The sequence below is a fragment of the Streptomyces sp. NEAU-174 genome (genome assembly GCF_052665095.1).
This window is the reverse complement of the sequence record NZ_JBQTCE010000004.1, coordinates 211000-233388: the sequence shown is the minus strand read 5'-3', so window position 1 is coordinate 233388 and position 22389 is coordinate 211000. Positions and strand designations below refer to the sequence as shown.

The 22389-nt window shown below is 71.1% G+C and carries 18 protein-coding genes; 5 read left to right on the top strand and 13 right to left on the bottom strand.

Annotated features, from left to right (window positions below):
- Nucleotides 1-20: 20 nt before the first annotated feature.
- Nucleotides 21-977 (bottom strand): LysR family transcriptional regulator, encoded by a 957-nt coding sequence (locus ACT2CW_RS13950; protein ID WP_445516775.1) that lies wholly within the window; start codon nt 975-977, stop codon nt 21-23.
- 150 nt (nt 978-1127) lie between these two features.
- Between ACT2CW_RS13950 and ACT2CW_RS13945 the strand changes: the two genes are divergently transcribed.
- Nucleotides 1128-1823, top strand: a complete 696-nt coding sequence (locus ACT2CW_RS13945) for a type 1 glutamine amidotransferase domain-containing protein (protein ID WP_164426885.1) — start codon at nt 1128-1130, stop codon at nt 1821-1823.
- Between the two features lie 23 nt (nt 1824-1846).
- On the opposite strand, the gene ACT2CW_RS13940 is transcribed toward ACT2CW_RS13945, so the two are convergent.
- Nucleotides 1847-2872, bottom strand: coding sequence for a LacI family DNA-binding transcriptional regulator (locus ACT2CW_RS13940; protein WP_445516774.1), 1026 nt, complete (start codon nt 2870-2872; stop codon nt 1847-1849).
- Nucleotides 2873-3090: 218 nt separating this feature from the next.
- On the opposite strand from ACT2CW_RS13940, the gene ACT2CW_RS13935 reads away from it, so the two are divergent.
- The 4 genes from ACT2CW_RS13935 to ACT2CW_RS13920 all read left to right on the top strand — a co-directional run bounded on the left by ACT2CW_RS13935 (nt 3091) and on the right by ACT2CW_RS13920 (nt 8999).
- Entirely contained in the window at nt 3091-3879 is a 789-nt protein-coding gene (locus ACT2CW_RS13935) for a TIM barrel protein (protein ID WP_445516773.1), read from the top strand.
- A gap of 94 nt (nt 3880-3973) precedes the next feature.
- Entirely contained in the window at nt 3974-4993 is a 1020-nt protein-coding gene (locus ACT2CW_RS13930; protein ID WP_445516772.1) for a Gfo/Idh/MocA family oxidoreductase, read from the top strand.
- A 254-nt stretch (nt 4994-5247) separates the two neighbouring features.
- A complete protein-coding gene (locus ACT2CW_RS13925; RefSeq protein ID WP_445516771.1) occupies nt 5248-7815 on the top strand; it encodes a SpoIIE family protein phosphatase in 2568 nt (855 codons plus the stop codon).
- A gap of 86 nt (nt 7816-7901) precedes the next feature.
- On the top strand, nt 7902-8999 hold the full coding sequence (locus ACT2CW_RS13920) for a LacI family DNA-binding transcriptional regulator (protein ID WP_445516770.1): 1098 nt from the start codon (nt 7902-7904) through the stop codon (nt 8997-8999).
- Here ACT2CW_RS13920 and ACT2CW_RS13915 read toward each other — a convergent pair.
- From ACT2CW_RS13915 to ACT2CW_RS13865, 11 genes are all read right to left on the bottom strand, one after another.
- Nucleotides 8993-9931, bottom strand: coding sequence for a carbohydrate ABC transporter permease (locus tag ACT2CW_RS13915; protein ID WP_445516769.1), 939 nt, complete (start codon nt 9929-9931; stop codon nt 8993-8995). The two genes, ACT2CW_RS13920 and ACT2CW_RS13915, sit on opposite strands and share 7 nt — an antisense overlap.
- Before the next feature lie 7 nt (nt 9932-9938).
- Complete coding sequence (locus ACT2CW_RS13910) at nt 9939-10889, bottom strand: carbohydrate ABC transporter permease (protein WP_138912729.1); 951 nt, start codon at nt 10887-10889, stop codon at nt 9939-9941.
- 34 nt (nt 10890-10923) lie between these two features.
- Complete coding sequence (locus ACT2CW_RS13905) at nt 10924-12231, bottom strand: extracellular solute-binding protein (protein ID WP_445516768.1); 1308 nt, start codon at nt 12229-12231, stop codon at nt 10924-10926.
- Entirely contained in the window at nt 12228-14123 is a 1896-nt protein-coding gene (locus tag ACT2CW_RS13900; RefSeq protein WP_445516767.1) for a glycoside hydrolase family 2 protein, read from the bottom strand. The genes ACT2CW_RS13905 and ACT2CW_RS13900 overlap by 4 nt, the downstream gene beginning before the upstream one ends.
- Before the next feature lie 122 nt (nt 14124-14245).
- On the bottom strand, nt 14246-14479 hold the full coding sequence (locus ACT2CW_RS13895) for a hypothetical protein (protein WP_164426901.1): 234 nt from the start codon (nt 14477-14479) through the stop codon (nt 14246-14248).
- A gap of 86 nt (nt 14480-14565) precedes the next feature.
- Nucleotides 14566-16950: a family 43 glycosylhydrolase gene (locus tag ACT2CW_RS13890; protein WP_445516766.1), complete on the bottom strand. Its 2385-nt coding sequence runs from the start codon at nt 16948-16950 to the stop codon at nt 14566-14568.
- On the bottom strand, nt 16951-18417 hold the full coding sequence (locus tag ACT2CW_RS13885) for a sulfatase-like hydrolase/transferase (RefSeq protein ID WP_445516765.1): 1467 nt from the start codon (nt 18415-18417) through the stop codon (nt 16951-16953).
- Nucleotides 18414-19394: an aliphatic sulfonate ABC transporter substrate-binding protein gene (locus ACT2CW_RS13880; protein WP_330808576.1), complete on the bottom strand. Its 981-nt coding sequence runs from the start codon at nt 19392-19394 to the stop codon at nt 18414-18416. The genes ACT2CW_RS13885 and ACT2CW_RS13880 overlap by 4 nt, the downstream gene beginning before the upstream one ends.
- 40 nt (nt 19395-19434) lie before the next feature.
- Entirely contained in the window at nt 19435-20214 is a 780-nt protein-coding gene (locus ACT2CW_RS13875) for an ABC transporter ATP-binding protein (RefSeq protein WP_182467249.1), read from the bottom strand.
- Nucleotides 20211-21020: an ABC transporter permease gene (locus ACT2CW_RS13870; protein ID WP_164426911.1), complete on the bottom strand. Its 810-nt coding sequence runs from the start codon at nt 21018-21020 to the stop codon at nt 20211-20213. Before ACT2CW_RS13870 ends, ACT2CW_RS13875 begins: the two co-directional genes overlap by 4 nt.
- 53 nt (nt 21021-21073) lie before the next feature.
- On the bottom strand, nt 21074-22276 hold the full coding sequence (locus ACT2CW_RS13865; protein ID WP_445517013.1) for an ROK family transcriptional regulator: 1203 nt from the start codon (nt 22274-22276) through the stop codon (nt 21074-21076).
- Between the last annotated feature and the right edge of the window lie 113 nt (nt 22277-22389).

Genomic DNA, 22389 nt, shown 5'->3' with positions numbered 1-22389 from the left:
GGGTGTCCCCGCCGTATGCGCTACCAGGTGCGGGCGGCGCGCTGAAGCCGCTCCCGGACCCGGGCGACGTCCGGGTTGGCGTCGGCCCCCGGCCGCTGTACGAGGAAGAGCGTGTTGAGCGGCGGCTCCTCGGGCTCATGGAGCAGGACGAGCCCACCGGAGGTGAGTTCGTCCTGGCACAGATAACGGGGGAGCACGCTGTAACCGGCGCCCGCGGCGACGGCCGACACGACCCCGCGCAGATCCGGCACGGTCACCGCGGCCTCGGCGGTGAGCCGTTTGCCGAAGACATTGCGCCAGTACCGGCGGGCGATGGGGAGGTCCTCCGCGTAGGTGATCAGCGGTACATCACGGACGGCCGCACACGGTCCGTCGGCCGCCAGCCGCTCCCCTATGCGCCGGGCCCAGCCCGGCGAGGCGACCAGCACATAGTCCTCGTCGGCCAGCGGGAGCGAGGTCAGCGTGCGGCCGCCGGGGCGCCTGGTGGCGATCACGAGGTCGTGGTGTCCCGCGCGCAGCGCCTCCAGCAGCGGATCGGTCAGCCCCATCGTGATCCGCAGCCGCACCCCCTCGGCCACCAGCGGGGCGAGTGCGGGCAGGGCGCGGGCGCACAGCAACTCGGCCGGCCCGGCCAGGTGGACGGGGGTGGTGCGGCCGGTGAGCACGGTGTTCCGGCCGCCGAGGGAGGCGAGGGCGTCAAGTGGCCCGGCGATGTGCCCGGCCAGGTCATGGGCGAGGTGGGTGGGCTCCGCACCGCGCGGGAGCCGGGTGAACAACGCGCGCCCGGTCTGCTGCTCCAGGGCGCGGATCTGGGCGGTGACGGTCGGCTGGGAGAGCCCGAGCAGCGGCGCCGCGGCGGTGAACGAGCCGGAGCGGTAGACGGCCAGGAAGGTACGCAGCAGATTCAGATCGGCAGGTTGCGCGGGCGCCCCGCCGCCGATGACGATGTCGCCGTCCTGGTGTGTCCGGTCCTCCATGCGGCCCAGCATAGAGAGGCACACGGTCGTTCCCTCCATCGGAAACCCGATGCCGTCGATCGACTGATCTATTGGCATTCCGATGCCCAGTGGATCTACCTTCGAGCACGCCGCCAGGACGGCGGCGCCACATCGCGTCGAGGAGTGAGCATGGCCAAGATTCTGTTTGTGATGACCGGTGCCGACCAGTGGACACTGGCCGACGGTACGAAGCACCCCACCGGCTACTGGGCCGACGAGGCCGTGGTCCCCTACGAGGCGCTCAAGGCCGCGGGCCATGAGATCACCGTGGCCACCCCCGGCGGCGTCGTCCCGCCCGTGGACTCCGCCAGCCTCAGCCCCGAGGTCAACGGCGGCCCGGAGAACGCCGCCAGGGTCAGGAGCGTCACCGAGACCGCCGCGGAGTTCCACGCCCCCATCGCGCTGAGCGACGTGACGCTGGACGACTACGACGCCGTCCATGTGCCCGGTGGCCACGGCCCCATGGAGGACCTCGCGGTCGACGCCGACTCGGGCAGGATCCTCACCCGCGCGCTGCGCGGTGGCATGCCGGTGAGCGTGGTCTGCCACGGCCCGGCGGCGCTGTTGGCGGCGGTCACGGAGGACGGCACCCACGCGTACGCGGGCTACCGGATCACCGCCTTCACCAATGAGGAGGAGACGATGGCCGGCAACGCCGACAAGGCCAAGTGGCTGTTGCAGGACCGGCTGACCGAGGCGGGCCTGACGGTGCGGGCCGGCGACCCCTTCGCACCGCATGTGGAGGTCGACCGCAACGTCATCACCGGCCAGAACCCGGCCTCCTCCGGCCCGCTCGCCGAGGAACTGCTCAAGAAGCTCGGCTGACCTCTCGACCCTCCCCTCGCGCCTCAGGCGGGCTCGGCCGTGGTGCCCCGGACGACGAGATGGGGGGCGACCACGGCCTCCCCCTCGGGGATCGGCTCTCCCTCCAGGCGGGCGATGGCCCGGCCGACGGCGAGTTCGGCGAGGCGGGGGATGTTCTGGCCGACGGTGGTGAGGTTGATATGGGCCAGGCGCGCCAAGTGGCTGTCGTCGAAGCCGATGACGGAGATCTCGTCGGGGACGGGAACCCGGGCGCGGAGGAGAGTGTCCAGAACGCCGGTGGCGGAGCGGTCGTTGAAGGCGAGGACGGCGGTGGGCCGGGGAGTGGCGTCGAGCAGGGCGCGGGCGCCCGCGGCGCCGTCCTCCTCGGTGAGGCCGCCGGGCAGGAGGCGGACGCGGTCGGCCAGGCCGTGGCGGCTCATGGCGGTGCGATAGCCACGGCGCCGGTCGGCGGCGCCGGGTGCCCTCCCGCCGTCGATATGGGCGATGTCGCGATGGCCGAGGGCCACCAGGTGGTCCACGGCCTGCCGGGCGCCCTCGTCGTCGGCGGTCCGCACCACCTCCACCCCTGGGGCGGACCCGCGCAGCCGACGGGCCACGGAGACCACCGGGAGCTGCGCGGCGAGTTCGGCCAGCCGCGCGGCCGGGGCCTGCGGGCCGAGCAGGATCAGGGCCTCGCAGCGGTCGGCGAGCAGGGTGTCGGTGGCCCGCTGCTCACCACGCCCGGCGGCCACGGCGCTCAGCGCGATCTGGTACCCGGCGGGCTCGGCCACCGCGTAGACGCCCTCCAGCAGATCGGAGTGGAAGGGGTGCTGAAGGCCGAACTGCACCCCGAGGAGATGGGACCGGTGGCTGCGCAGCAGCCGGGCCCGGGCGTCCGGCCGGTAGCCGATCTCCTGTGCCGCCTGGAGGACCCGCTCACGGGTCGCGGCACCGGCGCCCTTGGCGTCCCGCATCACGATGGAGACCAGCGCCGTGGACACGCCCGCCCGCGCCGCCACGTCCGCGAGGGTCGGGCGCTTCCCATGGGGGACGGCCGGCGTCGGTGGCACCACTGGTCTCCCTGGTCGAGGTGTCGCCTCCGGGCGGGGGTTCGCTTCCGGGCGCGACGATCGTAGCCCAGGGTGAGGCCGAGACGCTCCCCACTTCTATAACGTTCTAGTGATTCCGCCGCCCGCCCTTGACAGGGATGGGCGGCGACTGGCGTACTGCTGCTCGTTTCCTAGAACGTTCTAGTCGCATGGTTGCCGGGCCGGAGAGAGGGCGAGCAGTGGCGAGGTACACATTGGCGGTCTGCGCCGAGATGGTCTTCCTGGAGCTGCCGATCCAGGAGCGGGCGCGGCGCATCCACGACGCCGGTTTCCAGGTCGAGATCTGGGACTGGAGTCGGCACGATCCGACCGCCCTGGAGCGGACCGGTGCGGTGTTCTCCTCCATGACCGGTTATCTCCGCGGCAGCCTGACCGACGAGGGCGGGGCGGCCGAACTCCTGCGCACCGCCGAGGAGTCGGTCAAGGTGGCCGAGCGGCTCGGCTGTCCCCGGCTGAATCTGCACGGCACCGGGCTGGACGGCGACGGCCTGCCGGTGGCGCCGGTGGCGGGCGAGGCCACCGGCCCGATGTGGATCGCCGCCCACCGCACCCTCACCCGCCTCGCCGAACTGGGCGAGCGCACCGGGGTCACCTTCACCCTGGAGAACCTCAACACCGCCGTGGACCACCCCGGTGTGCCGTTCGCGAAGACCGCCGACACCCTGGCCCTGGTCGAGGCCGTGAACCGGCCGGGGTTGCGGATGAACCTGGACCTGTACCACGCGCAGATCGGCGAGGGAAACCTGATCGAGCTCGTTCGGCGGGCCCACGGCCGGGGTCTGATCGGCGAGATCCAGGTGGCCGACGTACCCGGCCGCCGCGAGCCCGGAACGGGAGAGATCAACTACCCGGCCCTCGCCCGGACCCTCACCGACCTCGGCTACGAGGGCACCGTCGCCATGGAGGCATGGGCCTCCGGCGACAGCGACCTCGCCCTGGAGCGCTTCCGCTCCGCCTTCACCCGCTGAGGCGCCCGCCCGCGAGTCCCGCCCTGACCGCTGGAGTGTGCCCGTGAGGCCGCTCAGCCCACGCCGCCACCCACCGACCCCACGGAGCATCCGCATGACCACACCGCACCCCCTCCCCATCGGCCTCATCGGCGCCGGACGCATGGGCTCCTTCCACGCCGAGACGCTCGCCCACCGCCTCCCCGGCGTCCGTCTCGCCGCCGTCGCCGACCCGGCCCCCGGCGCCGCGCGGGGGCTCGGCGACCGGCTGGGCGGCGCCACGGCGTACACCGAGATAGCCGAGCTGCTCGCCGACCCCGGGGTCGAGGCGGTGGTGATCGCCACCCCGGCCCGCAGCCACGCCGGGCTGGTCGAGGCCGCGGCCCGCGCGGGCAAGGCCGTCTACTGCGAGAAGCCCATGGCGGTCACCCTCGATGAGGCGGACCGCGCCATCGCCGCCGCGGCCGACGCCGGAGTCCCCCTCCAGGTGGGCTTCAACCGCCGTTATGACACCGGTTTCCACGCCGCCCACCAGAAGGTCCGCACGGGCGCCATCGGCACCCCCCAGCTGCTGCGCTCGCTCACCCGCGACCCCAAACTCGCCGATCCGGGCCGTATCCCGCCGTGGACGATCTTCCTGGAGACGCTCATCCACGACTTCGACACCCTGCGGTATCTCAACCCCGGCGCCGCACCGGTCGAGGTCTTCGCGTTCGCCGACGCCCTGGTCCGCCCCGACTTCAAGGACCGCGGACTGCTCGACACCGCCATGGTCACCATCCGCTTCGACAACGGCGCCCTCGCCACCGCCGAGGCGAACTTCCAGGCGGTGTACGGGTACGACGTGCGCGGCGAGGTCTTCGGCTCGGCGGGGATGCTCACCATGGGCGACATCCGCCGCGGCCATCTGACCGCCTACGGCCCGGACGGCGCCGCCGCCGAATGCGTCACCTACGACCAGGACCTCTTCCACGACGCCTACGTGGCCGAACTCGCCGACTTCGCCGAATGTGTGCGCACCGGACGCGCCCCCTCCGTCACCGGACAGGACGCCCGCGCCGCCCTGTCCGTCGCGCTCGCGGCCATCCGGTCGGTCACCACGGGCGGCCCGGTCCGCGTCGGTGACATCGCGTAGGGGTACCGCCCTTCGGCTCTCGGTGACGGTGTCCGGCGACGTATGCCGGCGTAGACCGACGGCCACGTCCGGGTGGCGGGATGCGTTTCCGGAGAGGCGTTATATTCGGGCTATATGGGACGCGGCTGGCCTGCGATCCGTACGCTATCGGGCTCCCGAGGACGATGACAGGTGACGCCATGGGTGTCGATGAACAACACCCAGACAGTGCGGACACCCGGATCACTCGGTCGGCGCGGACACGGCTTCGGCTGATGGGTTCCGCGGGTGGCCAGTTGAGTGGCTCCGGGCCGGTGAGGCTCGCCCTCGGCCAGGCGGTCGCCGAACTCGGCGCCCTGGGCGGCATGATCCATGTGCGTGATCCGCACCAGGGGGTGATGCGCCTGGTGGCCAGCGTGGGGCTGCCGGACAACCTGATGGCGGGGTGGGAGACCCTCACGGACGAGGACAGCGCGGCCCCCGTGTCGTGTGTGCGCTACGGCACCCAGGTCTGGACGCCGCCACCGCCGGATGTACCGCACCGGGCGCCCCTCTCGTCGTCCGGCCGCTCCTCCCACGGGGACTTTCCGCCCGGCGCCGGCTCGCTTCCGCCCGGGAGCGGGGTGGCGTCGGTGCCCGTGATCACGGCTGACGGGGAGCCGGTGGGCGCGCTGTCCGCCGTGATGGAGGAGCCGGATGAGCTCGACGACGCGCGATGTGAGTTCCTGCGGAGGGTCGCCGACTGGGTCGCCGGGTATCTGCGGCCCGCCCGCCCCGCCGCCACGGACGTCGAGCATGAGCGGCACCCCCTCGGCGGCGACGCCGTCGGCAGTGCCGTATGGCGGATGAACGACGGCCTGCTCGCCCTCGACAACCAGGCACGGCTGACCTTCGCCAACCCCGCGGCCCTGAAGTTGCTGGGTTCCTCCGCCCAGGAGGCGCTGGGGACGGTGCTGTGGGACCACCCGGTGGTCCGGGACACCGGGATGGCCGCCTGCCACGGGCGGGCCGTGACCACTCGCGCACCGGCCGGATTCGACACCCGGTGGCCCGGCAGACCGGGCTGGTACCACGCACGCTGCGACCCCGCCCCCGACGGACTGGTCATCCACATCACGGACATCACCGAACGCCGGATGGAGGAGGCCGAGCAGTCCGCGGCCCAGCGCACCGCGGCCGAGCGGGTCATGCGCATGGGCGAGCTGACCTCGGCGCTCGCCGAGGCGCTGACCGTCCAGGACGTGGTGAAGGCGGTGGCCGACCGGATGCTTCCGCCGTTCGGCGCCACCGGTCTGATCTGCCAGCTGATCGAGAACGGGCGGCTGCGGATGGTCGGTTCTGCCGGGTACCCGGAGGAGTTCCTCGAGACCGTCCAGAAGCTGATGGTCGCGGACATGTCCGCCATCGTCCAGGTGCTCAGCTCCCGCACCCCGACCTTCCTGTCCACGCCGCGGGAGTACGCCGAACAGCATCCGGACGCCGCCGGTTACCTCCACCGGAGCGGGATGAAGGCGTGGGCGTTCCTCCCCCTCATCGCCTCCGACCAGCAGATCGGCTATTGCGTGGTGAGCTTCTCGCGGCCGCGCCACTTCTCCGAGGAGGACCGTTCCCTGCTCATCGCCCTGAGCGGACTGGTCGCCCAGGCGCTGGAGCGGGCCCGGCTGTACGACGCCGAGCACACCCGCGCCCAGGAGCTCCAGCGCGGGCTGCTGCCCCGTACGCTGCCCGTCGTACCGGCCGTCACCGCCGAGGCACGCTATCTGCCCGCCAGCGAGGGCGTGCAGGTCGGCGGCGACTGGTACGACATCATCCCGCTGTCGGGGGAGCGGGTCGCCCTCGTCATCGGCGATGTCATGGGCCACGGTCTCTCCGAGGCCGCGACGATGGGGCGGCTGCGCACGGCCGTGCACACCCTCGCCGACCTCGAACTGCCGCCCGATGAGCTGCTCACCCATCTCAACGATCTGGTCGGCGACCTCGGCGATGACTTCTACGCCACCTGTCTGTACACGGTCTACGACCCGGTCACCAATCGCTGTGCGTTCGCGAGCGCGGGGCACCCACCGCTCGCCATCGTCCACCCCGACGGCACGGCCCACTTCCCGCATGTCGATGCCGATCCACCGCTCGGTGCCGCCAGCCCGCCCTTCGAGATCCATGAGGTCCAGGTGCCCGAGGGCAGCCAGCTGGTGCTCTACACCGACGGCCTGGTCGAGTCGGCGGCGGTCGACATCGACGAGGGCATGGCCCGTCTCGCCCAGGCCCTCACCAGGGCCGCCGCACCCGCTGCCGATCCGTCCGGGGCCGCGTGCGCGCCCGCCTCCGCCCCCACCACGCTGCACGACCCCGGCCGCCTGTGCGACGCCGTCATCAGCGCGCTGGTGCCGGAGCAGGCCGCGACCCACGACGACGCCGCGCTGCTGATCGCCCGGACGCGGTCGATGGCCCCGGATCGGGTGGTGTCCTGGGCGCTCCCGGACGGCCCCATCGCCGCGGCCGAGGCCCGCCACCATGTCACCGAGCAGCTCTCCACATGGCAGCTGGACGAGCTGACGATGACGACGGAGCTGCTGGTCAGCGAGCTGGTCGGCAATGTCGTCCGGCATGCCAAGGGCCCTCCGCGGCTGCGCCTGCTCTACGGCCGGACACTGATCTGCGAGGTCTCCGACGCCAGCCTCACCACCCCGCGGATCCGCCGCGCCGCCGAGACCGACGAGGGCGGGCGCGGGCTGCAACTGGTCGCCGCGCTGTCCGATCGATGGGGCATGCGGTTCATGGCGACGGGCAAGTGCATCTGGACGGAGCAGGCGCTGCCCTCGCCCGCCCACCCGGCCGCCGCCTGAGGGGACGGGGCCCGCGCCCTGAGCGGACGGGGTCCGTGATGTGCCCGGCGGTGCGGCCCGCCACCGGCACGCTCTAGGATCGGTCGGTGACCGCCGTGAAACAGCAGACCACCAGGGACCAAGCGGCACCGGGGCGGAAGCGCTCGGACGGTGCCGGCCGGAGCGCCACCGTCAAGGACGTGGCGACGCTCGCCGGGGTCTCCCCGAAGACCGTGTCGAATGTGATCAATGGCTTTGTGCATGTGTCCCCGGCGACCCGGGAGCGGGTCCAGCAGGCCATCCAGGAGCTCGGCTACCGGCCCAACCGGGTGGCCCGCAACCTCCGCCGCGGCAGCACCGGCATGATCGGGCTGGTCCTGCCCGAGCTGGACGTCCCGTACTTCGCCGAGCTGGGACGCCACTTCCTCACCACGGCCGAGGAACACGGCCGCACCCTGCTGATCGAGCAGACCCTCGGCGACCGCGAGCGGGAGGCGGCGGTGATCCACGGCCTCGGCGACCAGGTCGTGGACGGCATGGTGGTGAGCCCGCTCGCCCTGCACGGCAGCGCGCTGGCGAACCACCTCGGCACCGTGCCGCTGGTGCTCATCGGCGAACGCCCCAGCGGCGGCCTCGCCGACCATGTGGTGATCGACAACGTGGCCGCCGCCAAGGAGGCCGTGGCCCATCTGGCGGCCGGCGGCCGCCGCCGGATCGCCGCCATCGGCCTCCAGCCCGAGCCGTACATCGGCACACCGCTGCTGCGCAGGACCGGCTACCGCCAGGCCCTGGAGGAGGCCGGGCTGCCGCTGGACCCCCTCCTGGAGCGCGAGACGCCCCGCTACCACCTGGCCGAGGGCGCCCGGGCGATGGCGGCGCTGCTGGACCGGCCCGCACCGCCGGACGCGGTGTTCTGCTTCAATGACGCGCTGGCCCTCGGCGCGCTGCGGACCCTGTACGAGCGCGGACTGCGGGTGCCGGACGACATGGCCGTGATGGGCTTCGACGACATCGAGGCCGCGCGCTACAGCACACCGAGCCTGAGCAGCGTGGCACCGGACAAGAGCGCCATCGCCCGGCACGCCGTCGATCTGCTGCTGGAGCGGATCGGGACACCGGACCGTCCGGCCCAGGAGGTCGTCGTCGGCCACACCCTCCACACCCGCGAGTCCACCGAGGGCGGTATCGCCACTGCCGCTCACTGACCTCCCAGACCCGTGGTGGCCACCGACTTCACGATCTGACGCTGGAACAGCATGAAGACGATGAGCAGCGGGACGGAGCCGAGGATGGAGGCGGCCGACTCCTGGGCGTTGCGGAGCCCGGTGGAGTCCTTCACGGTCGACAGCCCCACCGGCAGCGTCATCAGCTGCGGATCGCTCGTGCTGATGAACGGCCAGAGGAAGTTGTTCCAGGTGTTGATGAAGACGAAGATGGCCACTGCCGCGAGGATCGGCCGGGACAGCGGCAGCACCACACTCCAGAACACCCGGAAGCTGCCCGCCCCGTCGATCCGGGCGGCCTCCTCCAGCTCGCGCGGGATGCCGTCGAAGAACTTCTTCAGGATGAACACCATCGCGGGCGCCACCACCTGCGGCAGGATCACCGCCGCGTAGGTGTCGACGAGGTTCAGCGCGAGCATCTGCCGGAACAGCGGCACGATGAGGATCTGTGGCGGCACCATGATCGAGGCGACGGTGACGGCGAAGAGCACCCGGCGGCCCCGGAAGAGCGTGCGGGAGAAGGCGTACGCCGCCATCGCCGAGATGGCCACGGTGATGGCCGTGACGCACACGGCGATCACCACGCTGTTCACCGCCCACACCGGGAGATTGCCCTGGCCGAAGATGGTCCGGTAGGCGTCGAGGGTGAAGCCCGCCTTGGGGATCCAGTCGGCGCCCGACGCGCTCGCGTCGACCTCCGTCTTGAACGAGGTGTCCACCCCCCAGCCGAACGGCACCAGCCAGACCACCGTCATCAGCGCCAGCGCCAGCAGCGTCAGCACACGGGGGAGGGGGCCGGTCCCGAGCGAGGGGTGCCAGACACGGCCGCCGTAGCGGCGCCGTCTGACCACCTCCCGGGGCATGGTCGACCGGGGCTTTCCGGGGGTATGGGGGGAGAGTGTCTCGGTGGTCATGGCGCGATCAGTCCTCCCTGCGCGAGAAGATCTTGAGCTGGGCGATCGAGAGGATGATGATGAGCCCGAAGAACACGTACGACACCGCCGAGGCGTAGCCGAGCCGGTAGTTGGTGAAGCCGGTGTCGTAGATGTACTCCAGGATCGGCCGGGTGGCGCCGTTCGGGCCGCCCTTGGTCAGCAGATAGATCTGGTCGAACACCTTCAGCGACGCCATCACCTGCAACACCGCGATCAGCCCGGTGGTCCGGCGCAGCTGCGGCAGGGTGACCGACCACAGCCGGCGCCACGCCCCGGCGCCGTCCAGCGCGGCCGCCTCGTAGAGGTGGTCGGGGATCGCCTGGAGCGCGGCCAGGTAGAGCAGGAAGTTGAATCCCACGGTCCACCACAGGGTCACCAGCGCGATGGACCACATCGCGTACTTCTCGTCCGTCAGCCAGGCGATGCCGTCGATCCCGAAGATCTTCAGCAGGCCGTTGAGCATCCCCCGGTCCGGCTGGAACAGCATGCTCCAGATCTGGTAGACCACCGCGACCGGCAGCAGATGCGAGGCGAAGAAGGCCAGCCGCCACAGCCACTGCCCCGGCATCCCCGTGTACACCAGCAGGGCCATCACCAGGGCGACGAGCACGAGGGGGACGGTGGTCAGGACGGTGAACCAGACCGTGTTGCCGAGGGTCTGCCACACCTGGCTGTCGCCGAACGCCTCGGCGTAGTTGTCCAGACCGACGAGGGTGCCGTCACCGTGTCCGGTCAGGCTGGCGTTGGTGAAGCTCATCCACAGGCCGATGCCGATCGGCACGATGAGGAAGAGCGTGAAGAACACCAGGAAGGGGGTGGCGAAGAGCCACCCGGCGCCGCCCGACCGGGGCCGGTCCGTGGCGGCGGCCCGCCGGAATCCGGCGCGCCGGGAGGATCCGGCCGCGGCCCGCCGGGCGGGCGTGGAGACGGAAGCCATGACATCGCTCCTTTCCATTGCGACTCCGTCGCGATCAGGCCGGATTCGGCTGGGCCAGCAGGGTGTTGATCTGGGAGACCATCGTGCGCACCGCGCTCCGCGCGGACGACGAGCCGCCGAGCGCGGGATCGAGCGCCTGGCACATCCGGGTCTGGAAGTCCGAGCCGGAGCCCGCGAACCACACCGGCGGGTCGAGCACGAGCTGCTTCGCGGCGCCCGCGTACTCCGACTGCGGGCGCAAGCGTGCGTACCGCGGGGACGAGACGGCCGGTGTGTACGCGGGGATGTGGCCCGCCGTCGCCCAGGTCAGCCCGGACCGGACCAGCTCGGCCACGAACCGGTGGGCGCGCCGCCTGCGTTCCGGATCCGGGTTGTCCTGGTGCGGCAGCACCAGGGCGTGGCTGTCCGAGGCCCCGGCCGGACGGTCGTAGAAGGTGGGGATGGGGGAGCCGCCCAGCCTGTCCTTGAGGGTCGCCTTGTAGGTGGCCATGTCCCACTCGCCCGAGAAGATCATCGGTGAGCGGCCGTTGGCGAAGGCGGCGATGGCCGTCTGGACGTCCATGGTGCGGCTGTCGCGCGTCAGGTCGGCCATGAAGCGCACCACCTCGACGGCGGTGTCCTCGTCGATCTCGGCCCGCTTCCCCGAGAGGTCGAAGGTGGCGCCGGTCTGGCTGAACAGCGTCCAGAACATCCGCCAGCCCATCGCCGCGTCATTGGCGTGGCCGAAGACCGGCCCCAGCTTGCCACCGTCCTTACGGAGCTTGTCCATCAGCTCCAGGGCGTGTTTCGGCGATTCGAAGGGCACCAGTTGACCGTCACCGGTGAGCAGCCCCGCCTTGTCCATGACGTCCCGGTCGAAGAAGACGACGAACGGGTGGGTGTCCAGCGGAACGGCGTACGGGTCGCCCTGGTACAGACTCCGCTTGACGAGCGTCTTGTTGAGGTCTTCCTGCTTCAGGCCGAACTCGGCCAGCAGATCGAGGTCCCACGGGTCGAGCAGACCACCGGGGGCGTAGCCCGCCAGCCGGGTCAGGTGCATGATCGCCACATCAGGCGACCGGCCACCGGCCGAGGCCATCGCCAGCTTGGTGTAGTACGGCGGGCCCCAGTCCAGCACCGTCGTCCTGACCTTGAGCCCCGGCACGCGCTTCTCCACGTTCCGCGTCATGGTCTTCATCAGTTCGCCGTCGGGGCCGGTGAACAGGGTCCAGTACTCGATCTCTTCCGCGCTCCGCACGCTTCCGGCGATCGAACCGCAGCCGCTGAGCGCGGACGTCGACACGGCGGCACCCGCCCCGTACACCGCGCCTCTCAGCAGACCACGCCGTGTCAGGCCGCTCATCGCCCCTCCTCACCGGACGGGCGCTCGAAGGCGGCGGGGCGCTGCTGCGCCGCGCGCAGCCGCTCCACGTCCAGCTTGCGGCTCCGGTCGAAGCGGTAGATGCCGTTCTGCTCCTGGAACACATCGGTGAGCTGGGTGTAGCAGTAGCCGAACATCAGGGGGTCGTCGAGCAGCGCCCCGGTCAGCCCCGCGAAGCGGGTCTGGAACTCCTCCTCGGTCCGCGGCCGCTGCCCGTAGCCCCAGGACACCCCGCGGTCGTCCCCGGCCGCTTCATCCGCCTCCTCCGGATTCCACCAGATGCCGCCGAACTCACTACAGAAGTAGGGCTGGCCGCGGTACGGCAGCGACCACACCCCGTCGGTGTCCTTCCGTCCGGGGTTCCCGCGGTTGTCGGGGTTGAGATACGGGTCGTCCTTGTCCAGCCCCGCCATCTGGCGGCGGAACGCCTCCGGGTCCTGCTCATAGCTGTGCGAGTCGTACACATCGGTCTCGGCCACGCGGTGGGAGTAGCCGGAGGCGTCGAGGACCGGACGCGAGGTGTCGGCGGCCTTCGTGGCCAGGAACATGCCCCGGGTGACATCGTCCAGGACGGTCTGCCGGTCGTGGAGCTCCTGGTGCGTCTCGTTGAGCGGGCACCAGCCCACGATCGACGGATGGGAGTAGTCCCGCTCCACGGCCTCCAGCCACTGGGCGATGAATCCGGCGGTGGGCTGCTGGTTGTCCTGGGTGGTGCGCCCGGTACTGGCTCCCCAGTCGCCGAACTCGCCCCAGACGAGATAGCCGAGCCGGTCCGCGTGGTGCAGGAAACGCTCCTCGAACACCTTCTGGTGCAGCCGCGCCCCGTTGAACCCCGCGGCCAGCGACAGCTCGATGTCCCGGACGAGGGCGGCGTCGTCGGGCGCGGTCATCAGCCCGTCCGGGTACCAGCCCTGGTCCAGGACGAGCCGCTGGAAGACCGGGCGGCCGTTGAGCAGCAGCCGCTTGCCGTCGATGGCCACCGACCGCAGCCCGGCGGTGCACTCGGCGCGGTCCACGGCCTCGTCGGCGCCGTCCAGCAGCTCGATTCGCACCCGGTACAGATGGGGGTCATCCGGGGACCACGGCCGCCGCCGGTCCTCGGGCAGCGCGAGCACCATACGGGGGGCCAGATCCAGGTCGGCCCGTACGCTCGCCTCGGCCACCGTCCGGCCGTCCGCGTCGCTCACCCGGGCCGTGAGCCGGTGGCCCGGGCGGTTGGCGCTGAGCGGCAGTTCGAGGTGGAAGGCGCCGGACGCGAGGTCCGGGGTGATCCGCGGCCTGCGCAGATGGACCTCGGGCACCGGCTCCGCCCACACCGTCTGCCAGATGCCGGTGGTGCGGGTGTAGTGGCAGTCGCTGTTGGCGTAGTCGGTGGCCTGCTTGCCGCGTGCCTGGGGGCCGTGGCGGGCGTCCCGCGCCCGTACGACGATCACCACTTCCGCGTCGCCGCCATCGGCGCCCGCCACCACGCCGAGGTCGGCGGTGAAGGAGGTGAAGCCGCCGCTGTGCCGGGCCACTTCGCGGCCGTCGGCCCATACGGTGGCGTCGTGGTCGACGGCCCCGAAGTGCAGCAGCACCCGGCGGCCGGCCCAGCCCGCGGGTATCCGGACCGTGCGCCGGTACCAGACCGCGGGGTGGAAGTCGGTGTCCCCGATCCCCGACAGCTCGGACTCGGGGCAGAACGGGACCAGGATCCGCCCGTCCAGCTCCTGGTGCACCAGACCGCGCTCGAGTCCGCTGTCGCCGGGGTCGAAGGCGAACTGCCAGGCGCCGTTGAGATTGAGCCAGTCCGCACGGACGAAACTGGGGCGGGGATATTCGGGTCGTGGAACGCCGTTCGACACCTCGGGCGAGGTGATGTCCGGGTGGGCCATGGGATCTCCGGGAGGGCGGGGGATTCGACCGGGCAGGGGTATGCCATCACCCGTTTACATCGATGTAAAGATCCCGCGCAGCAACTTTTGCCACGACCTGGGACGGCTCCCGGTGGGCCTGGCTAGATCTCGCCCTTCTTCACCTTGTACAGCTCGACGTCCTTGTTGGCGAAAAGGTGCACATAACCGCAGTTCCAGCAGATCAGCCCGGTGGCCGACTCGTTGGCCCAGCCGAACTTGAACAGCTCCATGCCGGTGCTGTTGAGCTTCACCTCGCGATCCCGGAAGAGGTCGCCCTTGCAGAACACACATGTGATCCACACGTCCCCGATAGCCGCACGTACAGGCTTGGCCACGCTCTTTCACCTTTTCCGGCCACCGAAGCGGCCCCCGTCTCGCGTCAACAACGGTGATCAGCATAGGACGGGGGCCACTCGGCGGGTCAGCCGCGATAGGTGTGCAGGTAGTCGAAGCGCGCGAGCGCGCCCGCGGTGTTCTGCGCGACCAGGCCGATCCTGAGCTTGCTCACGGTCGGCAGGGTCCAGACTCCGGTGTGCACCCAGTGCACACCGTCGGTGCTGGTGGCGGCGCGCACCTCGGTCTCGTCCCGCGCGGTGTCGGCGTGGTACGACAGCCGCATCCACAGCGTGTCCGCGGGCGGGCCGCCGAACATCGGCCCGTAGGCCACCGGCGTCGGCGGTGTGGTGGTGGGACGCTCGCCCTCCTTCGCGAACTCGGTGAGATGTGTGGTCTTCCCGTCCGCGTGGCTCACCGGCAGCACCGCGTGCACCAGCTTGTAGTAGCGGTCGTCGTTTCCGTACAGCACCAGCCCGGCCTGCTGATTGGCCCGCCCCGGGGCGAAGCGGAGCCTGGTCTCCACGGTGTAGTCGCCCGGGGGAGCGTCCCGGGTCAGCACCGACGCCGTATTGGTGCCGAGATAGAGCTCGGCCCCCTGGGTGGGCCAGGACAGGGCGCCGTCGGACATCGTGACCCCGGACGCCGGTCCGCGCACCCAGACCCAAGGCGAGCCCGCGGTGGTGCCGGGGACGGTGGCGGTGTCGAAGTCATCGCTGTAGGCGGGCAGCAGCGGGCCCGGCTCATGCTCGGGGACGCGGCTGGTGACCGGTGTGAAGAGCGCCGAGGCCGCCACGTTGTCGGCCGCCGCGCCGGCGCCCCGGGCGGCCACGCCGACCTTGCCGGAGCGGGCCGCCGCCGCGGGCAGCGGCCGCTCCTGGGTGGCCACCGCGTCCCGCAGCCGGTCCGCGCTCACCTCCACGGTCATCCGGTTGCTGCGGATCTCCGCCGCCACGTTGTGCCAGGTGTCCCAGGAGAAGCCGGGCGGCAGCGGGGTCGTACGGGTGCCACGGCTGCGGCCGTCGACCCGTACGTCCGTCACCAGTGCGTTGCGCTCCCGGTCCAGCCACGCCACCACGAAGTCGTCCGGGCCGGAGTAGCCGGCCAGCAGCCCGGCCGCGCCGGTGGCCGAGGTGACCCGCAGATCGGCCTCGGCGCGCCGGGCCGCCGGGGCGGACCGGTCCGAGACCAGGTGGGCGGGGTCGGTGGGATTCCCGCGCGGTGTGACGAAGCCTTGTGCGTCCCGCTCATGGCCTACGCTCCAGCCGCTGGTGCCGGAGCCGCCACCGCCGTGCCACCCCTTCAGCGAGCCGTCGTTGAAGGTGCCGCCCGCGGCCGGGGAGGCCACGGGGGCCCGCTGTGCGCCCTGGGAGGCACCGGCCCCGGCCCGTACCACGGGCCAGCCGTCGATCCAGTCCAGCCGGTCCATCAGCATCGGCCGCTTGGACAGCTTCAGGGTGCCGCCCGCGGCCGGTTTCAGATCCGGGTCGTCGGAGGAGATGGCGTGGTAGACGAGCCAGTCCTGGCCGGACAGATCGGTCTGGAGGGCGTTGTGCCCGGGGCCGATCCAGCCGTTGCCGTTGGCGGTCAGCACCACACCGCCCTTGCTGGTGGCGGCCGTCAGCGGAACACCCTGGTCGTCCACGAAGGGCCCGGTCGGGCTGGTCGCCCGGCCGACCTTGACCTGATAGCCGCTGTAGGCGCCGTCGCAGCACCCCGCGTCGGAGTAGAACAGGTAGTAGTGGCCACCGCGCCGGACGACGAACCCGCCCTCCATCCGGCGGCCCTGCGCCACTTCGGTCACCGCGCCCTCGATGCGGGTGCGCTCGGCGTTCATCTTCGCCACGCAGATCGTGTCGTAGCTGCCCCAGTACAGATACGGCTGACCGCCCTCGTCCGTGAACTGGGCCTGGTCGATATTGCCGGTGGCGCAGCCGCTCGGCGAGGGCAGTACGGCTCCGCGGTCGGTCCAGGGGCCGGTGGGGGTGGGCGCGGTCGCCACGCCGACGGTGTTCTCCGAGGACACGGAGTAGTAGAGGTTGTAGTGGCCGTCCACATAGCGGATGTCGGGGGCCCACAGCCGGGCGCCCTTGTGCCAGCCGGGTTTGGTCTCCGGGGTGAAGACCTCCCCGGCGTACTCCCAGTGCGCCAGGTCGGCCGAGCGGAGGATGGGCAGCATCCGCTCACCGTCCTCGCCCTTGCTCTGGAACACCGGGTTCTGGGTGCCGTACGCGTACCACAGGCCGTCCTTGCCCCGGATCATCACCGGGTCGGGGAAGGTGTCGACCACTCCGGCCGTGAGGGGGTTGTGGTAGGTGGCCGCCTGGTCGGCCGTGGTGGCGCGCTCCGCCGCCGGGCGTGCGGCGGCCGTCGCCCGGGCCGCGGGCAACAGCCCGGCCAGCAGCGCGCACAGCAGTGCGGCGACGAGCGTGCCAGGGCTGTGTCGAGGGCTGCGGCTACGGCTTCGTCTCATCTACGCGGTCCCTTCCGGCTCGAAGGAGCTCAGGCTCGGGTCGTAGTCCAGGTCACCGATGTCGAACATCGGGGTCATCCAGTGGTAGAAGTTGTCGCCGCGCTCCCGCAGCAGGTCGTACAGGCGGCGCATCAGACGGCGGCGCGCGGGCAGCAGCTCGGGGTGCTCATAGCGGTTGGTCAGCTCATGGGGGTCGGCGTCCAGGTCGTAGAGCTCGTTGACCGACTCGGGGTTGACGATGAGCTTGTGGCGCTCGTCGCGGATCATCCGCTGCGGATACGGGAAGTGGTGGCCGTGGAACTCGGCGAGCAGCTCGGCCGGCCACCGCGGATGCTCGCCCCGCACCAGCGGCACCAGGCTTCGGCTGTCCACGGCCGGTGAGGTGTCACAGCCCGCGAGGTCCAGGATGGTGGCGGTGCAGTCGGTGAGGCTGACGAACTCCTGGCGCACCTGTGGGGCTTGCCCGGGGATCCGGATGATGCCGGGGATGCGGTAGATGTCCTCGTACATCGCCGGGCCCTTGTCGTGCAGCCGGTGGGCGCCGGTGAACTCGCCGTGGTCGGCGGTGAAGAACACCGAGGTGTCATCGGCGAGACCGAGTTCGTCGAGGCGGGTGAGGATGCGCCCGATCTGCTCGTCGATCAGCGTGACATAGCCCCAGTAGACCGCGATCAGCTTGGCGGAAACCTCGATGGGGAGGGTGTCGAAGGTCCAGTGGGCGCTGTAGTTGCGCTGTACCGGTGGCTTTCCCTCGAAGGTCTCGGCGATCGAGGCGGGCAGGTCCACCAGGTCGGGGTCGTAGCGGTCGAAGTAGGCGTCGGGGAGCAGATACGGCAGATGCGGTCCGAAGAAGTGGGTGGCCAGGAAGAACGGCCGCCCGTCCGCGGCGTAGCGCTCCAGCTGCTCGATGGCGCGGGTGGCCAGATAGTGCTCGAAGGTGGCCTCCACCGGCTGGTGCAGCCGCGCCGCCAGCAGATTGCCCGGATTGCCGTTGGGCGTGGTGCCGCGGATCGAATCCGATATCCGGTACGGCGGCAGCCCCCGCTCCTTCAGATACGCCGCGTAGTCCGGGTGGTCCACGGGGTTGTGCCAGCCGGGCAGATCGGGTCCGTCGAAGCCGTACGAGGCGGCGTTGCGGTGGGTGCCGACATGCCACTTGCCGACCAGGCCGAGTTGGTAGTCGCGCTCGGCCAGGGCGCCGGGGAAGGTGAACGCGTCCTCGCGCAGATCCTCCAGATAGCCGACGTTGCGCTCGTAGTTGGCCAGCAGCCGGTGGCGGAAGGGGGCCTGTCCGGTGAGCAGACTGGCGCGCGCCGGGGTGCAGATGGCGGTGGGGGTGTAGAAGCGGTCGAAGCGGGTCCCGGTCGCCGCCAGCCGGTCGAGGTTCGGCGTGGCCACATGCGGATTGCCGTAACAGCCGAGGGTGTCGACGCGGTGCTGATCGGTCATCAGGAACAGCAGGTTCATCGGGCGGCTGCCTTCGTGTAGAGGTCACCGGCGTAGAACGAGGACGGTTCGGGGGCCTTCGGCAGCTGTCCGGTCCGTACGAAGAACTGGCTCATGCCGTCCAGCCACTTCTCGACGGTGCCGTCCTTGGTTCTGGCCACCAGCTCGGCGGTCGTCATCGTCTTCACATGCTTCGCGTCCGCCGCGACCTTCGCCTCATCGGCCTTGAGCAGCTTCGCGGCCAGCGCGATGGACTCCTTGGCGTGCGCGGCCCGCCAGTCGTTGGCCTCCTGGAGGACCTTCACGACCTTCTGATCGCGCTCCGGCTTCGCCTTGGCGGCGGAGACGAACGCGGTGGGGAAGGAGGAGCCGGGGAGGTCCTCGGTGCTCGCCACCTCCTTCATCCCCGGCACCTTCTCCTTGATGGTGTCGATGAGCGGATACCAGATCCCGGCGCCGTCGATCTGCCCGGAGGAGAACGCGGAGACCACGGTGGGCGCGTCCATCACCACCTTCGAGATGTCCTTCATCGTCATCCCGGCCTTCTGGAGCGCCAGATTGAGCGCCATCTCACCGGAGGTGCCCTCGGGGACGCCGACCTTCTTCCCCCTCAGGTCCTGGATCGAGCTGATACCGGGCCTGGCGATGACCCGGTCGGCGTAGGTGAGGGTGTCGATGGCCACGATGGTGGCCTTGCCGGAGGCGGGCAGCCACAGGGCGCCAGGACCGATGTAGCCGTAGTCGAGATTGCCGGTGCGCAGGGCCTGGATCTGGACCGGGCCGTTGACGAACACCTTGGGCTCGGCGGTCAGGCCATGCTTCTTCCACAGGCCCCGCTCCTCGGCGATGGCCAGCAGGCTCGCGCCGTTGTAGTCGGCGATATAGCCGAACCTGACCGTGGAACCGCCACCGCTGCCGGAGGACGAACACGCCGCCACCGACAGTGCCGCCCCGGTCGCGGAGAGTGAGATCATGAAGTCGCGTCGGCTCATCCTCATCTCGGGTGAGTCCTTTCGAAAGTGCGGTTCGGGAACGAGGTCAGGCGGCGGAGCCGGCCGGTGACTGGTGGTAGACGTGGGTCCAGACGTCGTTGCGGATGCGCGCGAACTCCGCGGAGAGCCGGATCTCCTCGGTCCGCGGATAGGGGAGGTCCACCTCGATGACCCGGTGGATCCGGCCGGGCCGCGCGGCCATCACGACCACCCGCCCGGCCAGATACACCGCCTCGTCGACGTCATGGGTGATGAACAGGACGGTGCGCCGCTCCTGAGTCCAGGTGTCCAGCAGCTGGTCCTGCAACTGCACCCGGGTCAGCGCGTCCAGCGCCCCGAACGGCTCGTCCATCAGCAGGACTTCGGGGTCCACGGCGTAGGCCCGGGCGATGGCGCAGCGCTGTTTCATCCCCCCGGAGAGGGTCTTGGGCAGGGCGTCGGCGAAGTCGGCGAGCCCGACCAGGTCGATGGCGTGATCGGCGCGCCGCCGGCGCTCCGCGGCGGGGACGTGTGCCAGCTTCAGCCCGAACTCGACATTGCCGCGCACGGTCAGCCACGGGAACAGCGCGTACTGCTGGAAGATCACCCCACGGTCCGGCCCCGGCCCGGTGACCGGCGCGCCGTCCACCGTGACCGTGCCGGAGGTGGGCTCCACCAGTCCGGCCACCATGGACAGCAGGGTGGACTTGCCGCAGCCGGACGGGCCGACGACCGCGACGAACTCCCGGTCCCCGATGTCCAGGGAGACCTGGCCGAGGGCGGTGAAGGTGGTGTTCTTCATCGGGAACGTCTTGACCACGTCCCGGAAAGAGATCTTGGGGCTCATCGGCGCTCCTGCCACGCGGTGAGTCGGCGTTCGGCCAGCAGCAACAGCCGGTCCATGACCAGGCCGATGACACCGATGCTGATCAGACCCACGAAGATCGTGGGAACGTCGTAGTAGGTCTGGGCGTGGACCATCTCGAAGCCGAGACCCTTCTGGGCGCCGATCATCTCGGCCGCCACCACGGTCGCCCAGGCCGCGCCGAGTCCGATGCGCATGCCGACCAGGATGAACGGCGTGGACGCCGGGATGACCACCTTGAGGAAGACGGTCCGGTCCGACGCGCCGAGCACCCGCGCCGCGTCGATCAGCGTCCGGTCCACTCCGGTCACCCCCTGGAAGGCGGCCACCACACAGGACATGAACGCCGCCAGGAAGATGACGAAGATCTTCGGCGTCTCGCCGATGCCCATCAACACGATCACCAGCGGGATCAGCGCGAGTGGCGGGATCGTACGGAAGAACTGGACGTACGGCTCCAGCAGGCCCCGGGCCACCGGATACCAGCCCATCAGAAAGCCCACGGGCACGGCGACCACGGTGCCGAGCGCGAACCCCAGGAGCACCCGCTGGAGGCTGGCCAGCGCGTCCTCGGTGAGGGTTCCGTCGGAGAGCAGTTCCCGCGCCCGGGAGCTCACGGAGAGCGGTCCGGGGATGTCCGCGAGCCCCGCCGCGGCGGTCAGCGACCAGAGGGCGATGGCCAGGACGAGGGCGATCAGATTGAACACGAGGGGATGGACGGTGCGTCGTGCGCCGCGTGGCGCTTGTGGTGTCGTGGGGGTCTTCTCGGGCGCGGTGACCACCGTCATGGACGCCTCGCGGGGTACATGGGTCCTCCTCTTCGGCCCGGGACCGGGCCGGATCAGCCCGGACGGGCCGGGTAATGGCTGAGCAGGGGGGATTCACGCAGGACAAGGGCGATACCGCCCAGGGCGCCACCGGCCTCGCCGAGCGTCGCCGGCCTCAGGTCCACACGGTCCCGTGAGATCGGCATGATGTGTGCGCGCAGCGCCCGTTCGACCGGCTCGAAGAGCGGCGGGCCGGCCGCGGCGAGCTCACCACCGAGCACGATCACCCCGGGGCCGATCGCGTTGCACACCGCCGCCAGCACGGTGCCGATATGGGTGCCGGCCGCCTCCAGTGTGCGCAGCGCCACCGGATCGCCGGCCTCCAGCGCCCCGAGGAGCGCGGCCAGGCCGTCCGCGTGGCCGCCGGCGCGGCGGTAGGCGGCGAGTACGGCGCCCACCGAGGCCACCGTCTCCAGGCAGCCGGTGGCGCCGCACGAACATCGTCCGTCGCCCGACTCGACCGCGATATGCCCGAACTCGCCGGACAGTCCGTATGCCCCGCGGTGCAGGGCGCCGGCCACCACCAGCCCGCCGCCCACACCGTGCGAAAGCCGCAGATACAGCACGTCCTGACCGCCCGCCGCGGCGCCCCAGGTGGCCTCTGCGAGCGCGGCGAGCCGGGTGTTGTTGTCCACCAGCACCGGGGCCTCGAAGCGCTTGCGCAGCAGGGCGGGCAGATCGGCGGAGGGCCACGGTTGCGCGGGCCCCGCGTCGGGCCCCGCTTCGGAGTCCTCGACCGGGCCGACCACACCCACCCCGATGGCGTTCAGCGCGCCCAGCCGCAGGGCGCCGTCGGCGAGCGTGCCGACCAGCCGCTCGGCCAGCGCGATCCGCTCCTCCCAGGGCAGCCCGGGGTCGTGCGGCTCACTGGCCGAACCGATCACCTCGTGGGCGACGTTGACCGCGGAGACGTGCACCGCCCGGCGGGCGAAGTCGATACCGATGGCCTGGCCCGCGCTGGGGTTGAGCGTCAGCGCCTCCACCGGCCGTCCCCGCCTGCGCGGGGCCGTTCCGGGCGCCGTGGCGACCACCGCGCCGCTCTCGATCAGCTCGGTGACGATATCGCTGAGGGTGGTCCGGGAGAGCCCGCTGTGCCGGCCTAGTTCGGCCCGGCTGAGCGGGCCGTGTTTGCGCAACAGGTCCAGTACCAAGTCTTCGTGGCCCCGCCGAAGCCGGGCCAGCGGGCCGTCCTGATGGGGGTGCATGCGGACCAGCATGCGCACGCCAATATATTTCGTCAACACCCCGGAATAAAAGAAGGCTCAGGTCCCGCCCGCCGAGCTCACTGCTCGGCCCCTCCTTCGTCCCGCCCCACCGCACCTGCTATAGC